Genomic DNA, 15181 nt, shown 5'->3' on the forward strand with positions numbered 1-15181 from the left:
AATACAATGTTTATTAAAAAAGCTATGGAGAAGAAACAGAAAAAACCGGATTCGATAGTATTTGATGAAGAAACAGAAAAGTATGACGCTTCTTTAAAACCATATGCAACTGATATGGGAGCTCCTGTTATTACAATCACCGATACGGCTGCCTGGAAAAATGCAAATATCAATAAAGTAAATAATCAGGTAAAAGCAAAGTTCGAAGAATTGAAAAAAGAATACGATGCATTAATGGAAAAATATGCATATAATGATCTTATCTATAACGCGAAGTTTAATTTTGAACCGGTAGTTGGGAAAATATATCATTTGTATAAAGATAAAACGGAACAACCTTATTTGTCAATTATAGCTCCAGAGGAATGTAATTTTGAACATTTGGGAAGTTTCCGGCTGAATGCGGATAAAATGTGGGAAAAAATCCAGAAAAATGATAATTAAAAATAAACAAGTACCTTTAAAAACTGAAAAGCGAAAAATTAAATCTTACCAGATCTAACTAATATACGGGTGCGATGCCTAAAAATAAAGCCACCATACAATCCATTGCTGATACACTCGGAGTTTCTGTGTCTACAGTTTCCAGAGTGATGAATGGAGTCGGGAAAAAATATAGAATTAGTGCTAAAACAATAGCAGCAATTCACGAAACGGCTGATAAGCTCAATTACACCCCTAATAATATTGCAAAAAGCCTTCGTCTGAAAAAGACATTTACCGTCGGATTAATAATTCCAGATATTTCTAACCCCTGGTTTGCTAAGATAGCAATGCGGATAGAAGAAGAATCCAGAAAAAGAGGATATAATATTTTTTTGTGCAACAGCAATGGAGATATTACAGTAGAGAAAGAATCATTAAAACTATTAGAAAACTGGAAAGTAGATGGGATAATAACGGCACCTATAGGAATTGAATATTCACATTTATTAAAGTCGTATAAAAATGGAATGCCTCTGGTATTGGTAGATCGTTTCTTTGAGAAAGCCGAATTACCATATGTCTCCACCAATGATGAGCAAGGGGCTTTTGATGCGAATGAACTCTTGATTTCTTATGGGCATGTCAATATTGCCTGCATTCAGGGACTTGTTGGAACCTCTCAGAATAGACAGCGGGTAGATGGATATAAAAAAGCCTTAAAAAAGAATGGTTTGAAGGTAGAAGAATCACTTATCGTAGGAAACGATTTTGGCTATGATAATGGATATAATGAAGCGAAAAAAATTATTAAAGAGCTACACAAAAATAAGGTGACAGCAATTTTTTCTACAGGAAATCAGATCACATTGGGAGTATTAAAAGCTTTTAAAGAAGAAAGCATACGAATCCCTGAAGATATTTCGTTAATTTCATTTGACGAAAATAATTATTCGGAACTTCTTTATACACCTATTTCTACAGTATCTCATGTCGATAATGAAATAGGAAGCAAGGCAGTTGCTATGCTGTTTAATCAAATTAATGAAGAAGAAACAGAAGAAGTACAACGTATTTTAGCTCCTACCCACCTAATTGAAAGAGATTCTGTACGAAGAATTAAGTGATCGAAGCCTTTTTTCACGATATTTTTAGTTTACAAAGTGTTTTGTTATTAAAATTTTAATTTTTTAAATATTTTTTTAAGAGATTCTTAACAAGGGCTAATTTTTTGATAATCAATATGTTTGAGTGCCTGTTTTTGTGTAGAAATCTAGGGTAGAAAGCATTGATTTATAGTGTTTTGTGTACCTGTGGATTTTGATGAATAAAAAAAAACACTTACATTGCACAAACGTTTGCGCAAATATACAGTTAACATAATCAAAGGATTGTGAAGCGTATTTTAATCTCGCTAAAGTTTAAAACGAAGAGAGGAGTAGACCTTTTAAGACAGTTCATCTTTATTTTCTTAAAACCAGAACAATGAATTGTAGTATGCTAATTTAATTTTCTGTAATTATGAGAAACAATTTTCTTATTGTCATTTTTTTACTGTTCCTAGGGGGGACAATGACAGCACAAGTAACGACATCGAATATCAGGGGGAAGGTGTCGGATGATCAGGGACTCGCCTTATTGGGGGCAGATGTAATTGTAGTACATACACCAACAGGAACAAAATATGGAAGTATTACCAATGGGGATGGTCGTTTTAATTTATTAAATCTTAGAGTTGGTGGACCTTATACAATTACGATTTCATATTTAGGGTTTAAAACACAAACACAGAATGATGTATTCCTTTCACTAGGAAAAACCATGACATTTGATACGGTACTTACCCCGGATGCAGAAGCATTAGGAGAAGTAATTGTGGTTTCTGATGGGTCAGGAACGTTTAATGGGGATAAAACAGGAGCAGTAACCAGTGTGACGAGTAGACAATTGACAAAATTACCTACAATTTCCAGATCTGCACAAGATTTTACACGATTAGAACCTACTGCCAGTGGTAATTCTTTTGGGGGGAGAAATGATCAGTTCAATAACTTCTCCCTAGATGGAGCAGTGTTTAATAACCCTTTTGGGTTAGATTCGCCAACTCCCGGAGGGCAAAGTGGAGCACAACCTATTTCATTGGATGCCATTGATCAAATTCAGGTTTCTACTGCTCCGTATGATGTAACACAATCTGGTTTTACAGGAGCGTCTGTTAATGCAGTGACAAAAAGTGGAACAAATGAATTTCACGGAACAGCATATGGTTTTTTTAGAGATGAAAACCTAACGGGAGAAAAAGTAAAAGGCGATAAAGTGATTCGCCCCGATTTAAGTCAGTATCAATACGGTTTTAGTTTGGGAGGTCCTATTGTGAAAGATAAATTATTCTTTTTTGCTAACCTAGAGAATGATCAGCGAGAAGACCTGGGTACGAATGGATTTATCCCTGATACGGGGTCAGGAGCAATTAATGAAACAAGAGTGTTAGAAAGTGATTTGATTGCTGTAAGACAGGCGTTGAGTAACCTGGGATATAATACAGGTGCATATGAAGGATTTACATATGGTTCGGAATCCATAAAAGGAATTGTAAAGCTCGATTGGAATATCAATTCCAAACATCGAATGGCATTCATATATAATTTTTTAAGGGCCTCAAAAGAATTGCCTGCACACCCTACTGCTATTGCTGCAAGAGGACCTAATTTTCAGACACTTCAATTTGAAAATTCCGGGTATGAAATCAATAATAGATTACAGTCATTTCAGTTAGAAGTAAACTCTACATTTTCCGATGTGATTACTAATAAATTGCAAGTAGGATATTCTTATTTTGATGATTTTAGAAATCCATTATCAGCACCAGCTCCAAGTATTATCATTCAAGATGGGCAGGGAAGTAATTACATCGTTGCAGGACATGAACCCTTTTCGATTCATAATAAATTAGACCAGAAAGTATTTCAGGTAACCAATAACCTGAACTATTTTAGAGGGAATCACACTTATACCGTTGGAGTTTCGTTTGAGAAATTTGAGTTTGATAATTCATTTAATCTTACCGCATATGATAATTTTGCAGCAGGAGGGAATTATTATGGATTATTCAGACCTTATGGAAGTGTACAGGAATTTTTAGATGATGCCAGTAATCCGGCAGGAGGACTAGCAGGGAATTTGCAGTTTGCTCAAAATGCCTTTGAGAATAACAATCAATTGGCAATAGGAGCTCCAGGAGGATGGTCCCTGGCAGAAACCAATGTAGGGCAATTAGCATTCTACCTGCAAGATGAATGGAATATCTCAGATGATTTTAAACTTACCTATGGAATCCGTTTTGATAAGCCGTTGTTTTTTGATACTGCTGATAAAATCAGAGAAAATATCGATAGAAAAGGAACTTATGATCCCTCAATTGTATATTTCAATCCTAATACAGGAGAAGAAACAACTATTGATTCAGAAGTACTGCCTAATGACGATTTCTTAATCTCTCCACGTCTTGGTTTTAACTGGAATATCAATGGAGAATCTACAACCCAGCTAAGAGGAGGATCAGGAGTTTTTACAGGGCGATTCCCTTTTGTTTGGATAGGAAATCAGGTACAGGGAGTTGACTCCTTTTTCTATCAGACCGTAAGCCCTGATTTTAAATTTCCACAGGTATGGAGAACCAATATAGGTGCAGATCACCGATTTGAGAATGGAATAACACTAACGGCAGATATATCGTATACCAAAGATATCAATGCTCCTCATGTACAAAATTGGGGGCTGAGAAATCCTTCGGGAACCTTAAATGCTCCGGGAGATAATCGTCCGGTATATACCGATGCGGATAAAGGAAATAACGGATATGTTTTTATCAATTCTAATAAAGGAAGAATTTGGAACACCTCTTTAAAAGCACAAAAAACATTTAATAATGGATTGTATGCCAGTTTAGCATATAGCTATCTGAATGCAAAAGATATCAACTCTATAGAAGCAGAAATTACAGGAGATGCTTTTGATTTTAATCCCGTATCCGGAAACGCAAATGGCGATGTATTAGCACACTCTAAGTATGGAGATACACATCGTTTTATCGGAGTTGGGTCAAAACAATTTAAATATGGAAAAAGCGATCAGTGGTCAACAACTATTTCTACGTTTTTTGAGTATGCACAAGGAGGACGATTTAATTATACATATGCAGGAAATATAAATAACGATAGCTCTGGACAGAATAATGATCTGTTGTATATCCCAACCGAAGCAGAAGTACAGCAAATGCAGTTTTCGGGAGCAGGGCAAGCAGAGGCTTTCGAAGCGTTTATCAGGCAAGATGATTACCTAAGTGAAAACAGAGGGAAGTTTGCAGAGCGATATGGAGCATTAGCTCCTTGGAGAAGTAAGTGGGATGTAAAAGTGTTGCAGGATTATAATTTCGAAATTAATGAACAGAAACAGACCATACAATTTAGTGTTGATATCCTGAATTTTGGAAATTTGTTAAATTCTGATTGGGGAGTGATTTCTCAACCAACAACATTAAACCCACTATCTGTTTCTTTAGATACGACTACGAATACACCAACCTATACATTTAATTCGGACTTAAAGAAAACTTTCGGATCAGATGCTAGTTTGTTGTCCAGGTGGCAAATGCAATTTGGACTTCGTTATATTTTTTAATAAAAAAGGCAGGAATTGTAATTATAAAACTTGTTTTGTTCATAGTTGACTTTAAAATCAATTTGTGAGATTAATCAGGGAAACTCTTGTATCGGTCGCAAGAGTTTCCTTACTGCTAAAAACAGCACTCGAAAAGATCGTGTTTTTAGTTATGATAAGAAGACCAGAATACGTACTTTATACTAAATAGAAAAAGAAATAAGATGAAAAAAATTATAACTGTAATAGGAAGTTATAATCATGATATGGTATTTCGAACCACGTGTTTTCCAGAACCAGGAGAAACCGTTACCGCGAGAAAATTAGAAATGTTTTCTGGAGGAAAAGGAGCAAATCAGGCTGTTGCAGCCGCGAGGTTAGGAGGAGATGTGTGTTTTATTACCAAGGTAGGAAATGATGCATTTGGAGAGAATGCAAAAAGAAAGTTTTCTATAGATAATATGCGTACAGAGTATGTACTTAGGGATATGAAAACACCTTCAGGAACGGCAGCTATTTTAGTAAATGACGAAGGGCAAAACTGCATTGTTGTAAATCCTGGAGCAAATGATAAGTTGTCTCCGAATGATATTGATGACTGTATAGAAGCTGTAACAGAAGCGTCTTTTATTTTGATGCAACTGGAGATTCCTTATGATACCGTAAAACATGTGATCAAAAAGGCAGATCAGATGGGAAAGAAAATGATTCTTAACCCTGCGCCAACGGTCGCTTTGGGAGATGAACTGTATTCCAAACTTTTTTTGATTACTCCAAATCAAACAGAAGCTGCAGCACTAACAGGGGTTACTGTAGAAAATGAAGTGTCTGCTTCAAAAGCAGCAGCTGTTTTTTTAGAGAAAGGAGTACAAAATGTGATCATTACTTTGGGAGAAAACGGAGCCTTTTTCAAAAATAAGGATCAGGAATTTTTAGTCCCCATACAAGAAGTAGAAGTTATGGATACAACAGGTGCAGGTGATATTTTTAATGGAGCTTTAGTGGTTGCCCTGGCTGAAGGGAAATCATGGAGACAAGCAGTTGAGTTTGCTAATTCAGCGTCTTCAATAGGAGTGAGTAGAATGGGAGCGCAATCTTCAGCCCCATATAGAAACGAAATTTCCGTATGATATGACCCCTAAAAGCAAAACGATAATGAAAGGAATATGAAGAAAGAACAACAGATAAAAGAAAGAAAAAAGTAATGATAAGATTACAATACCCCATATATAATATAATAGGAAGTCTTGTATTACTGATGCTTTTGGTCTCTTGTCAACAGAAAACTAAGAACCAACCAAAAGAAGAAAACTATTCATATCAGGAAGCAAGAGCAAAAATGATAGAACGCAATGAAAAAAAATCTTTTGATGCAGCTATTGTTTTAACAGAAGAAGAGCAGAAATTAAACAGTTTTATTTCGAGCTATCAAACATATTTTAATACAGCGGTTTCACATAATAAAATTCCGTTTTATAATCAGCCTTTTCATCAGGTACAGCCAGTAATTGATTCTTCTGAGCTGTATAAAGTATTAAAAAAAATGCCCAAAGGAGGATTGTTACATACACACAGTATTGGAATGACTAGTATAAAATGGCTGATATCATTTGCTAAAGAAATTCCAAACTGTTACGTGTTTGTAAAAAAAGAAGATGATAAGCATCTGTATGGGACTTTAGGTATTTATTTCAAAGAAAAATCACCAGAAGGATTCGTCTTGCTGAAAGATATACTAAAACAGAAACCTGATTTTGAAAAAGAGTTATATGGGTTACTTACATTAAAACGACAAAGCTTGTCAGATAGCTTAGATTACTGGACAGCTTTTGAAGAACGATTTAGAAGAGTTGCTCAGCTACTCAATTACAGACCTTTGTTCAAAGCTTACTATAAACAGGCTTTTTTAGAATTACTAGAAGATCAGGTAACACACGTGGAAATCCGTATGATATTAGATCACTTATATGATGAAAGAACAGGAAGCTATCCTATAGAAACGATGATTACTGATATAAAAAAGGTCATCGAAGAAGTACAGGAAGAAAATCCGAATTTTAGTGCTAATATAATCTATACCAGCTTTAAATTTTTAGATGTTAAAGCAATTGATACACAGATAAAACAAGCGTTTGATTTAAAACAAAAATACCCGGACTTGATCAGTGGATTTGACCTGGTAGCAGAAGAGGATAGAGGTCATACTGTTGCGTACTATGAAAAAAATTGGAAGCTGATAGACTCACTTCAACAAACACTGGGAGTTCAGTTGCCTTTATTTCTTCATGCAGGAGAAAGTAAGTCAAGTAAAAACCAAAACCTGATAGATGTCTCTTTGTTGAATAATAAACGAATAGGGCATGGTTTGAATTTGTTGTTATATCCAGAAGTAATGGAACAGATTAAAGAAAAAAACATGTTGATAGAAGTAAGTCCTCTGAGTAATCAGATACTCGGATATGTAAATGACTTGAGAAATCATCCGGCAAGAGTATTAATGGCTAATGGGCTACAATGCAGCATTAATAGCGATGACCCCGGGGTTTTTGGATATCAGGGGCTTAGTTATGATTTTACAATGGCATGTATTGCATGGGAGCTGGATCTTAGAGCAATTAAAAAAATGGTTTTTAATTCTATAGAATATTCAGGAATGCCCTTAGAAAAAAAGAAGAAAGCACTTCAGCAATTACAAAGTGATTGGGACACATTTATAAAAGACCAGACAAAACTATTAGAAATTACAAATAGTAATAAAAAATAAACTAAGATGAAAAGAAAATTCATTATAGATACAGATACAGCTTCTGATGATGCAGTGGCATTGATAATGGCTATGAATTATCCAGATGTGGAAGTAGAAGCCTTCACCTTAGTAGCAGGAAATGTAAGTTTGGAACAAGGAGTTCAAAACGCAATGTTTACTATTGAATTGTGCAAAAAAGAAATTCCTGTATATGCAGGTATAGGAAAACCAATGCTTCGTTCTCTAGAAACGGCTGAACATGTTCATGGAAAAGATGGTATGGGAGATATTGGTTTATTGTTATCGGGGTATATTCCTGAAAAAGAGCATGCAGTTTCCATATTAGTTCAAAAAATAAATGAACACCCTGGAGAAATTTCCCTGATTTGTTTAGCTCCTTTAACCAATATAGCAACGGCTTTATTGATTGATCCTTCTATAGCTTCAAAAGTAAAAGAGTGTGTAATTATGGGAGGTATAGGAGAAGGAAGAGGAAATGTTACTCCAATAGCAGAATATAATTTTTGGGCAGATCCGGAAGCGGCTAAGATTGTTTTCGAATCGGGAATGCCTATAAAAATGGTAGGCTGGGATATTTCCAGGACATATGCAGTTTTTGACAAAACAGATGCAGAGAAAATAAAAGATATAGGGACGTCCCTGGCTAATTTTACAGTAGACATCCAGAAGAAATGTGATGAATATGCAAGGAATAATTCACGTATTAAAGGATTTGACTTACCAGATCCGATTGCAATGGCAGTAGCTTTGGATAGTGATGTTGCTACTGTGGTTAAAGATGCATATGTAAGAATACTGACAAATGACGATTACTCCAGAGGACAATCAGCTATGGATTATACAGGAGCAACCGGAATGCCTCCAAACGCACAAGTTGTTTTAGAAGCAGATAGGGGACGTTTTCTGGAAATATTATACCAGGCACTAGGGAAATATAAATAGCTAAATATCAGAAATTTTTAGGTTGTTTAACCTCCCGGAAAAAGACTGCTTTTTCCTGGGACAGGGCTTTTTATTCCTTTTTTTAAAGTTTTTAGATACATAAATATATAAATACGAAAAATCGAAATGTCTTTTTTCAATCAAATACATATTAAAACGAGATTAACAATTCTCAATTTTTTAGAATTCTTTTCATGGGGGGCATGGTTACTCTCAGCAGGAGCATATATGAGTACTACTTTAGGGTTTACAGGAGTTCAGATAGGGTCTGTATATGCTACTCTGGGAATAGCATCAATTTTTATGCCCCCTGTTATTGGGATCATTGCAGATCGATGGATTCCCGCAGAGAAACTATTTGGGATTAGCCATCTATTGTTAGCAGGTTTGTTTGTAGTCTTAACCTCCATGACGAGTTTTAATTCATTTTATATGGTTACTTTTTTAGTTGCTTTGGTGTATATGCCGACTCTGGCCTTGAGTAATTCGATTTCGTATTATAACCTAGAAAAAGAAGGACTAGATTCGGTGGTCACTTTTCCCCCAATCCGGGTGTGGGGAACTGTTGGATTTATCATTGCAGCCTGGCTGGTGGATGTACTAGGCTTGAAAGTAAGTCACGAACAATTTTATCTTGCTGCTGCGGCTTCTGTTTTATTAGGGGGGTATTCTTTTTCTCTTCCGTTAATCCCAATAGTAAAAAATACGAGTAGAACACTGTTTCAACGTTTCGGGTTGGATGCTTTTGTATTGTTTAAGAATAAGAATCTGGCGATTTTCTTAGTGTTTTCAGTTTTACTGGGGGCAGCATTGCAAATAACCAATATTTGGGGAGTTCCTTTCTTAAATGATTTTTCGATTTCCTATAAAGATTCTTTTGTGGTCAAACACGCTGTTTTTTTAATGTCTTTATCACAAGTGTCTGAAGTTCTTTTTATTCTGGCGATTCCTTTTTTCTTAAAACGGTTTGGAATTAAAATAGTAGTGCTGATAAGCATGTTCGCATGGGTATTTAGATTTGGCTTTTTTGGAGTAGGAAGCCCAGAAGGAATGGGGCTATTATTTTTGATCACTTCCATGATTATATATGGAATGGCATTCGATTTTTATGTGATTTCAGGATCTCTGTACGTAGATAAGATGTCAGATGCAAAAGTACGTTCAAGTGCCCAAGGGTTATTCATGATGATGGTCAACGGTTTTGGAGCTGTATTGGGAGCGTACATAAGTGGGTTTGTGGTAGATTATTACACGGCAAATAATGGGATAAAAGATTGGGCAAGTATTTGGTTTATATGTGCTGTATATGCTCTAATTATTGGAGTTCTGTTTGCTTTGGTTTTTAGATATAAGCATACAGGAGAAGAGAATTTAGTAATTAAAAAATAAAAAGATGAAATTTTTTATAGATACCGCAAATCTGGAAGATATACGAACAGCAGAGGCATTAGGGATTTTAGACGGAGTAACAACAAATCCTTCGTTAATGGCAAGAGAAAAAATAACAGGAGAAGAAGCGATCTTATCACATTACCAAAGGATTTGTGATTGTGTTCAGGGAGATGTCAGTGCAGAAGTCATAGGAACGTCTTTTTCTGAAATGTTAGAAGAAGGAGAACGCTTAGCAGCGTTAGATCCACAGATTGTAGTGAAGGTTCCTATGACCAAAGAAGGAATTCAAGCCATAAAGTATTTTTCAGATAAAGGAATTAGAACCAACTGTACTTTAGTTTTTTCTGTTGGGCAGGCACTATTGGCAGCCAAAGCGGGAGCTACATATGTGTCTCCTTTTGTTGGGAGATTAGACGATATCTCAACAGATGGGATGGCGTTAATTGCAGCGATAAAGAAGGTGTATGGTAACTACCAGATCTCGACACAGATACTAGCAGCTTCAATACGTTCTCCAATGCATATTATTCAATGTGCATCAATTGGAGCAGATGTTATGACCGCTCCCTTATCGGCAATTTTAAAATTGTTGGAACATCCCTTAACAAATAAAGGACTGGCAGGGTTTTTAGCAGATTATCATCAGGCTATCTCTAAGTAAAGCATAAGAACAATTAAAAGAAGAAGAAATGAGTAAACGAATCACATTAAAAGATATATCAAGATTGTCAGGTTTTTCTATTTCTACCATCTCTAAGGCACTTCATGATGATCCGGACATAAGTTTTAAAACAAAAAGAAAAATAAGAGAACTGGCATCAGTGTATAATTATGTGCCTAATTTTTTGGCAAAATGCCTGAAAGATGATACTCCTAATGTTATCGGGATCTCTATTCCCAAAATAGGGGATCTTCCTTTAAGATCATTAGCCAGGGAAATTAAAAACATTCCTCAGTTAAAAGGTAAAACCTGTTTGGATTATACACAACCATTGGTGTTTTTTGAAGGGCATCAGATTACACAAAAAATGATGAAATCTGATATTGCTGGAATAATAGTATTGTTGTCAGATAAAAAATAAAGGGTATTATATAACAATGCGATCAAAAAAAAGAAGCCTAAGAGGTAGCTACTTTTTTGGTAAATAAGTACATCCATAACAATCTGGAGTATTTGTAGTTTACAAAGCTGAGCAAGAGTATGGAAATAACAATGAGAATAAAAATTTTCAAAAGACTAGAAATAAAAAAACTGCTAATAATATAAATAGCGATACACTCTGCAACAGTCATTCCATAACTGACGTACATCGCTCCAAAAAAGAATCCGGGTTCTACTTCAAATTTATGGTTACAATTAGGACACTTCTCATTCATTTTTGGGATTGCTAAAAATTGATTTTCCTGTTTATTAAAAACAGCTCCTGTTTCACATTTTGGACATTTCCCCTTAAGAATATTATTGATACGTGCCATAAGTATTGTATATAAGATAACACAAATATAGCTATAGAGAGAAGGAGCGTTGTTTTATAATTATCTCATAAATTTGTATAATTCGGACATTTTAAAAGTTGATATGCAAAGTTTACCCATATTGGATATTGAACAGTTTCAGCAAGAAGGCGACCTGAGTAGTTTTTATGCGAATAATTTTACAAACCACTTCAAAAAGAACCATAAAAAGATATTGAAAGCTCATAAACATAACTTTTATTTAGTAGTAATGTTTACAGAAGGAACTGGAATTCATGAAATTGATTTTGAATCTTATCATATACAACCAGGAAGTGTATTTGTAATGCGTCCAGGGCAAACACATTTATGGAAGTTTGAAACAGCCGCAAAAGGATATATTTTTTTTCATTCCAGAGATTTTTACGAGTCGATGGGAGGGTATAAAAGTCTGAATACATTTCCTTTTTTCTTATCGAAACAAAATACACCATGTATCTATCTTGAGACATCAAAGACAAAAGAGATGGCATTCTTATTTAAAAATATTTATGAGGAGAGTTTAGGGAAACAGGTTTTGAAAAAACAAAAAATAGTAAGTCTCATTGATTTGATTTATATCGAATTATCGAGATTGGTTGTGAATGATAACCTTCATAAAGCATTACAATCTAAAAATGTAATTTCAAAAATTTTGGAATTAGAACAGTTAATTGACGTGCATTATAAAGAAAAAAAATCATCCAAAGCATATGCAGAGATGATGAACATATCGACAAAACACCTAAATCGAATTTGCAAGGAGGCAGTAGGCAAGACAACGACAGAATTGATTGTGGAGAGAGTGATTCTTGAAGCAAAGCGATTGTTATTGTATTCAGGAGGGAATCTCAATGAGATAGCGTGGGAATTAGGATATTATGAATATGCCCATTTTTCTAAGTTTTTCAAAAATAACACAGGAGAAGCTCCCTCTGATTTTAGAAAAAAATATGTTGATCCAGGTACTGTATTTTAATAAGAAATACAATAACTTGTTATAGGAGTATAAGATGGACTTGTTATATGTCTTTATAAGGAAGGTAGTATAGACAAGAAAACAAAATCTTGTTTAAGAAATATCAGCGATGAATACAATCTTTTTTGACAGTCATATGTATTACTTAAATACTATAAGGGAGAGGAAACAGTTTATAAAAAGTAAAGAAAATTTAATGCTAATAAGGACATGGTATGGGGAGATATGAACGAAAAACAGAAGTAAAAGAAGATTGTGGAATTGAAAAAACTTTACAACTAATTTCCGGAAAGTGGAAACCAGCTATTTTAAGTGAATTGATGAGGAGTAGTACAATTCGCTTAAAAGATGTACAAAAAGGGTTGCCAGAAGCATCGAAACGCTCTCTGACGACACAATTAGGAGAAATGGTAACAGATGATTTATTGCGAAAAGAAGTATATGAAGTATACCCTAAAAAAACAGTCTATTCGCTAACAGAAAAAGGAAAAGCGTTAAAAGAGGTATTTGAGGTGATGAATGACTATGCTAAAAATTTTTTATAGTGTAAAATTCACCCCCTATTGGATGAGATTGCTGAAAGAAATATTTTTGAAATAGTAAAAAGTAAAAGAATGCTAAAAAAAGGAATTATTATTCAAGGAAGTGCTAATAGTAAGGGAAATACGAATAAGGCGGTTGTGTATTTTAAAGATAAAACAGGATTTGATTTTATAGATCTAAAATGTAAAGATATTGCCCCTTTTGATTATGAATTCAAAAATAAATACGACGATTTCCTCCCTTTAATCAAGGACATTGCTCAACAGTATGAGGTTATTGTATTTGCAACTCCGGTATATTGGTATTCGATGAGTGGGATACTGAAAAACTTCTTTGATAGAATTTCAGATTGTCTGATGATAGAAAAAGAAACAGGAAGACAATTCAGAGGTAAAAAAATAGGAGTGATTAGCAGTAGTTCAGATGGACAGCCTATAGAAGGTTTTGAAATGCCTTTTAGAGAATCGGCCAACTATTTGGGGATGGAATATTTAGGAAGTGCTCATACCTGGGTAGAAGAAAAAGAGCTTACTATAAAAGCAAAAGAAAGGCTAACCTGGTTGTCAGAAGTTACCATGGAGTAAATCAATCCCTTCCCTTAGTAAGTAGGATTATTCTTTAGTTTGTCTTCAAGGAATACGATTTTGCTTTCCAGATCATGCAATCGATCATATACATCTACAGGTTCAGGCATTTGTTTGGAAGCGAACATTGTTACATACCAGACCTCCATAATCTCATCTGCATTTATTGTGTAAGTAGGATAATTCCCATCTTTATTATCAGATTTTAGAATTAGCTTACCTCGTTCTTCTATCCTGTTAATAACCCGTTTGAGAATAATCCCATCATTGTGACTGACAATAACATAAACACGACCATCTTTTATATCACTTAAGTTTTCTATGTATTTTCCAAAAACTAAATCCCCATCAAAGAATGTTCTTACCATTGAATTTCCCTGTACCTCGAAACAGCGATATGTTCCGTTTGTCAGATGAGGCATTCGAAAAGAAGGAAGTGTTTCGATATATTCAGTATCCCCATAACCATTCAGGTAACCAGCCCTTGCTTTTATTGGTACATAGACGACATTTTCTTCCCCAGCTTGGTTTACTGCTACAACTTGCGGGATTCCATCATATGTTTTAGGTGATTCTGTGCTATGTTTGATTAATTCAGTGCTTTTGCCGAATAAATACTCAGGATTGATATTGAATTCGGAAATAATACGCGCTAATAAATCGTACCCAGGTTTTGTTCTTTTTCTAGACCCGTCAGTCTGTAATCTCCCAGAAGTGATACTGTCAATGGTAGTGCTGGTAACGCCTATTTTCTTTGCAAAAGAATGATTATTAAGCTCTAAGAATGCAATGATTTCCTTTATTTTCTTATCTATTTCTACCATCCCTTTTCGTTTAGTATTACAGGAGTAAAGACAATTAAATATAACGGGATTATACGAAGATGAAGAGAATGTTAAATCTTAACATTTTGCAGAATTTATTCCGTAATATGTTTGTTTTTATCTGTAATATGTTGTATTTTTGTCATGTAAATATTTGCTAAAATACAAAAAAGAAATGAAAATCTAACATTTGTACTAATTCTATTACAACATTTTCAGGTGTTTTTTTGATGTAAGCGCTTAAAAACACTGTTGACGGCTAACTATTCAAACTTTTGTTTGGATAGGGTGGAAGAATATGTAAAAAACCAAAACAATTTAATCTGTATGCAAAGAAGTCAGTTGCTGTTGGAAAAAAGAAAGCAATTTATAAAGAATTATGTAGAAAATAATTCAGATCGACAAATGAAAGTTATTGTAGAAGAGTTGATAGAACGTTTGTTTATCTCTGAAAGAACTATTTATAATATTCTGAAAGATTAAGTGAATAGAAATAATTAGAAGGAGGAAAACAAGTAGATAGTAAGGGTAAGGTCGGTGTCATATTATATCATAATTATTACTAAAAATGCAA

At 34.5% G+C, this 15181-nt stretch carries 15 protein-coding genes; 13 read left to right on the plus strand and 2 right to left on the minus strand.

The genetic code is table 11. From position 1 onward, the window contains the following. Nucleotides 1–24 precede the first annotated feature (24 nt). The 9 genes from HN014_RS11390 to HN014_RS11430 all read left to right on the plus strand — a co-directional run bounded on the left by HN014_RS11390 (nucleotide 25) and on the right by HN014_RS11430 (nucleotide 11265). Complete coding sequence (locus HN014_RS11390) at nucleotides 25–444, plus strand: DUF2452 domain-containing protein (RefSeq protein WP_176031092.1); 420 nt, start codon at nucleotides 25–27, stop codon at nucleotides 442–444. A 74-nt stretch (nucleotides 445–518) separates the two neighbouring features. Further along, a complete protein-coding gene (locus HN014_RS11395; protein WP_176028998.1) occupies nucleotides 519–1550 on the plus strand; it encodes a LacI family DNA-binding transcriptional regulator in 1032 nt (343 codons plus the stop codon). Between the two features lie 394 nt (nucleotides 1551–1944). Next, on the plus strand, nucleotides 1945–5103 hold the full coding sequence (locus tag HN014_RS11400) for a TonB-dependent receptor (RefSeq protein ID WP_176028999.1): 3159 nt from the start codon (nucleotides 1945–1947) through the stop codon (nucleotides 5101–5103). A gap of 203 nt (nucleotides 5104–5306) precedes the next feature. Next, nucleotides 5307–6212 (plus strand): ribokinase, encoded by a 906-nt coding sequence (rbsK, locus tag HN014_RS11405; protein ID WP_176029000.1) that lies wholly within the window; start codon nucleotides 5307–5309, stop codon nucleotides 6210–6212. 74 nt (nucleotides 6213–6286) lie between these two features. Further along, nucleotides 6287–7846 (plus strand): adenosine kinase, encoded by a 1560-nt coding sequence (locus HN014_RS11410; RefSeq protein WP_176029001.1) that lies wholly within the window; start codon nucleotides 6287–6289, stop codon nucleotides 7844–7846. Nucleotides 7847–7852: 6 nt separating this feature from the next. Next, on the plus strand, nucleotides 7853–8791 hold the full coding sequence (locus tag HN014_RS11415; RefSeq protein ID WP_176029002.1) for a nucleoside hydrolase: 939 nt from the start codon (nucleotides 7853–7855) through the stop codon (nucleotides 8789–8791). 144 nt (nucleotides 8792–8935) lie between these two features. Then, nucleotides 8936–10180: a nucleoside permease gene (locus HN014_RS11420; RefSeq protein WP_176031093.1), complete on the plus strand. Its 1245-nt coding sequence runs from the start codon at nucleotides 8936–8938 to the stop codon at nucleotides 10178–10180. A 4-nt stretch (nucleotides 10181–10184) separates the two neighbouring features. Next, complete coding sequence (gene fsa, locus HN014_RS11425; protein WP_176029003.1) at nucleotides 10185–10844, plus strand: fructose-6-phosphate aldolase; 660 nt, start codon at nucleotides 10185–10187, stop codon at nucleotides 10842–10844. A 28-nt stretch (nucleotides 10845–10872) separates the two neighbouring features. Continuing rightward, on the plus strand, nucleotides 10873–11265 hold the full coding sequence (locus HN014_RS11430; RefSeq protein ID WP_176029004.1) for a LacI family DNA-binding transcriptional regulator: 393 nt from the start codon (nucleotides 10873–10875) through the stop codon (nucleotides 11263–11265). A gap of 37 nt (nucleotides 11266–11302) precedes the next feature. On the opposite strand, the gene HN014_RS11435 is transcribed toward HN014_RS11430, so the two are convergent. Further along, nucleotides 11303–11659, minus strand: a complete 357-nt coding sequence (locus HN014_RS11435; RefSeq protein ID WP_176029005.1) for a DUF983 domain-containing protein — start codon at nucleotides 11657–11659, stop codon at nucleotides 11303–11305. 103 nt (nucleotides 11660–11762) lie between these two features. On the opposite strand from HN014_RS11435, the gene HN014_RS11440 reads away from it, so the two are divergent. The 3 genes from HN014_RS11440 (at nucleotide 11763) to HN014_RS11450 (ending at nucleotide 13783) form a co-directional block, all read left to right on the plus strand. Continuing rightward, on the plus strand, nucleotides 11763–12656 hold the full coding sequence (locus tag HN014_RS11440; protein WP_176029006.1) for a helix-turn-helix domain-containing protein: 894 nt from the start codon (nucleotides 11763–11765) through the stop codon (nucleotides 12654–12656). 215 nt (nucleotides 12657–12871) lie between these two features. Next, nucleotides 12872–13201, plus strand: coding sequence for a helix-turn-helix domain-containing protein (locus tag HN014_RS11445; protein WP_176029007.1), 330 nt, complete (start codon nucleotides 12872–12874; stop codon nucleotides 13199–13201). A 69-nt stretch (nucleotides 13202–13270) separates the two neighbouring features. Next, entirely contained in the window at nucleotides 13271–13783 is a 513-nt protein-coding gene (locus tag HN014_RS11450; RefSeq protein ID WP_176029008.1) for a flavodoxin family protein, read from the plus strand. Between the two features lie 14 nt (nucleotides 13784–13797). Here HN014_RS11450 and HN014_RS11455 read toward each other — a convergent pair whose 3' ends face one another. Further along, entirely contained in the window at nucleotides 13798–14607 is an 810-nt protein-coding gene (locus HN014_RS11455) for a LexA family transcriptional regulator (protein ID WP_176029009.1), read from the minus strand. Between the two features lie 327 nt (nucleotides 14608–14934). On the opposite strand from HN014_RS11455, the gene HN014_RS11460 reads away from it, so the two are divergent. After that, complete coding sequence (locus HN014_RS11460) at nucleotides 14935–15090, plus strand: hypothetical protein (RefSeq protein ID WP_176029010.1); 156 nt, start codon at nucleotides 14935–14937, stop codon at nucleotides 15088–15090. Nucleotides 15091–15181: the final 91 nt, after the last annotated feature.

It is taken from the genome of Aquimarina sp. TRL1, from assembly GCF_013365535.1.
GTDB classification, from domain to species: domain Bacteria; phylum Bacteroidota; class Bacteroidia; order Flavobacteriales; family Flavobacteriaceae; genus Aquimarina; species Aquimarina hainanensis.

Excerpts from the sequence above, each read along its gene's own strand:
- HN014_RS11440 (WP_176029006.1), top strand. The coding sequence starts at position 11,763 with ATGCAAAGTTTACCCATATTGGATATTGAACAGTTTCAGCAAGAAGGC.
- HN014_RS11395 (WP_176028998.1), top strand. The coding sequence starts at position 519 with ATGCCTAAAAATAAAGCCACCATACAATCCATTGCTGATACACTCGGA.
- fsa (WP_176029003.1), top strand. The coding sequence starts at position 10,185 with ATGAAATTTTTTATAGATACCGCAAATCTGGAAGATATACGAACAGCA.
- HN014_RS11455 (WP_176029009.1), bottom strand. The coding sequence starts at position 14,607 with ATGGTAGAAATAGATAAGAAAATAAAGGAAATCATTGCATTCTTAGAG.
- HN014_RS11400 (WP_176028999.1), top strand. The coding sequence starts at position 1,945 with ATGAGAAACAATTTTCTTATTGTCATTTTTTTACTGTTCCTAGGGGGG.
- HN014_RS11390 (WP_176031092.1), top strand. The coding sequence starts at position 25 with ATGGAGAAGAAACAGAAAAAACCGGATTCGATAGTATTTGATGAAGAA.
- HN014_RS11430 (WP_176029004.1), top strand. The coding sequence starts at position 10,873 with ATGAGTAAACGAATCACATTAAAAGATATATCAAGATTGTCAGGTTTT.
- HN014_RS11415 (WP_176029002.1), top strand. The coding sequence starts at position 7,853 with ATGAAAAGAAAATTCATTATAGATACAGATACAGCTTCTGATGATGCA.
- HN014_RS11460 (WP_176029010.1), top strand. The coding sequence starts at position 14,935 with ATGCAAAGAAGTCAGTTGCTGTTGGAAAAAAGAAAGCAATTTATAAAG.
- HN014_RS11410 (WP_176029001.1), top strand. The coding sequence starts at position 6,287 with ATGATAAGATTACAATACCCCATATATAATATAATAGGAAGTCTTGTA.
- HN014_RS11450 (WP_176029008.1), top strand. The coding sequence starts at position 13,271 with ATGCTAAAAAAAGGAATTATTATTCAAGGAAGTGCTAATAGTAAGGGA.
- HN014_RS11435 (WP_176029005.1), bottom strand. The coding sequence starts at position 11,659 with ATGGCACGTATCAATAATATTCTTAAGGGGAAATGTCCAAAATGTGAA.
- HN014_RS11445 (WP_176029007.1), top strand. The coding sequence starts at position 12,872 with ATGGGGAGATATGAACGAAAAACAGAAGTAAAAGAAGATTGTGGAATT.
- rbsK (WP_176029000.1), top strand. The coding sequence starts at position 5,307 with ATGAAAAAAATTATAACTGTAATAGGAAGTTATAATCATGATATGGTA.